This is a genomic window from Xenorhabdus sp. IM139775 (assembly GCF_028598745.1).
Lineage (GTDB): Bacteria > Pseudomonadota > Gammaproteobacteria > Enterobacterales > Enterobacteriaceae > Xenorhabdus.
Map to the genome: position 1 here is coordinate 1 of NZ_JAQRFK010000163.1, position 2,113 is coordinate 2,113.

The 2,113-nt window shown below is 35.1% G+C and carries 3 protein-coding genes; all 3 read left to right on the forward strand.

Translation table 11 applies throughout. The features are described 5' to 3' along the window. The first annotated feature begins 400 nt into the window (after window positions 1-400). Window positions 401-1,306 (forward strand): diiron oxygenase, encoded by a 906-nt coding sequence (locus tag PSI17_RS16605; protein ID WP_273553018.1) that lies wholly within the window; start codon window positions 401-403, stop codon window positions 1,304-1,306. Window positions 1,307-1,358: 52 nt separating this feature from the next. Then, entirely contained in the window at window positions 1,359-1,826 is a 468-nt protein-coding gene (locus tag PSI17_RS16610; RefSeq protein WP_273553019.1) for an anthranilate synthase component II, read from the forward strand. Between the two features lie 170 nt (window positions 1,827-1,996). Beyond that, the coding region (locus PSI17_RS17515) for a hypothetical protein (protein WP_443256046.1) at window positions 1,997-2,113 on the forward strand (117 nt) is incomplete at its 3' end.

Consider the following 2,113-nt stretch of genomic DNA (forward strand, 5'->3'; position numbering starts at 1 on the left):
CTAACCGAGAAATCATCTTCATATTAATACCCTTATATTATTAATGGATTAATAATTTCAATTAAATATGTTTAGTGTATTTACACTAACATTAAGTTATATTTTTGTTGTTTTTGTATATTTATTTGTTATTTTTGTTGATCTTTTTATTGTTGAAATGTAATTTATATGTGCGTGGTAATTTAGATTATGGGTAAGTCTTAATAAAAAATTTCTGATGAAACGGCACAAAAAGGTAGAATAGAGCTATGAGGGATAGATTAACGAATCTAGGGCGGTAGCGTACCTAAACGTAAAATATTCAAATTACGAAATATAGTAACAATATCTTATCGCAACATTGTTGATTATTTGTTGGATATTTTTTCAATTAACTAAATGTAATTATGAGGGGATAAAGATGAAAAATGATATGCAATTTGAAAAAATTACAAACAATTGGTACAAACGAGCTACAGTCAGATATACTCCTCGGATCAAAATACCTAGTTATTCTAGTGATGAACTTATCTTTCCAATTGAAAGAAGCACCATTTGTGAGCATCCATTGGTTAAGGGTTTAGGCAAAGATGGGATTTCATATATATTGACTCAATCTGCCTATCAATTCTTATACGGTGTAGGCCTACTAGAAACTAAATTTGTTATTATATGCTGCTTAGAACTGCTCCACGATCGCATTGAAGGATTCGATAATATAGATAAATTACAAGCGCTAACTGTTTTGATCGACGAAGGCTATCATGCTTATGTTGCACTTGATTATATTACCCAGATGGAGAACCACAGTAATATTAAGCCATTATTAGTGCCTGAAACTAATCGTAACCTAGATGCTACAAAACGAGTCCAGGATAAATTAACAAAAGGATTACATGCAGACTTTCTATTATTGGCAGTCACTTTAGCCGAAAACACTCTAACCAATGAACTTGCTACTATTGGTAGAGAATCAGATTTAACTAAGACCTTTATTCAACTAATGAAAGATCATGTTTTGGATGAAGGACGCCATTCTAGTTATTTCGTCAGTTTGATGAAAAAACGCTGGCCGCAATTACCTACCGATATTCAAAAACTATTCTGTGATATTCTACCTGAGTTTTTGGATGATTTTCTAAGCGTTGATATGGGTCGAAAATTTGAACATGAAGTGCTTTCATCTGCGGGTTTATCTCAAAAACAAGTTGAAAAAGTAATAGAAGAAACGAATGAAAAATTCGTTAAAAATAAATTTGATGAAATTAAAAAAACTAAAGAAAGACTTTATCGTTTACTTAAGGTCATGGGAATAATGAATACCTAATAACATCAATATAATCCCTTAATTCGCGAACCACCATAAGTATAGAAAAAGGATGTCTTTTTTAGAAGAGGTATTTATTGTGTGCAATTCTCTTATCGTTGATAATTTTGATTCATTTACTTATAACTTGTTTCAATATATGGGAGAAGTATGTGGTAAAGAACCGACGGTTGTTTTAAATACTATAGATTTTGACGATATAGATTTGGATAAATTTGATTGTATTATTATATCTCCTGGTCCGGGCACTCCTAAATGTGATGTGGATGTTGGGGTCAGTGCAAGGGTCATTAATGAGGCAAAAGTCCCCGTGCTTGGAGTTTGTCTGGGACATCAATGCCTAGGATATTTACACGGTATGAATGTGGTTCATGCTCCAGAGCCTGTTCATGGACGTATAAGTGTTATCCAACATAATAAAAAAGGGATTTTTGAAGGACTACCGACACCATTATCTGTGGTTCGCTATCACTCCCTAGTGGTACATTCTTCATTTGACATCTATATTAAAAGTGCTTGAAGGCCGTGGGATTTTATGGTTAATTAGCACACCGTTTAACTGACCATCCGATAGCCCTTTTTATGTGGAAAGCACCCGTAGTCAACTTAACGCCCCAACAACAACACGCACTCGAACACATCGTCAAGTCCCGAACTAGTCGCAGTGATCACCGCTAACGGGCGCAGCTGATTTTACTTTTTGCCTCTGGTATCTCCAATAACCGGGCGGCAAAGCAAGTCGGATTGGGCAGTAAGCAGGCGGGATGCTGGAGAAAACGCTGGCTGGCGAATCAAGACAGGCTGAGT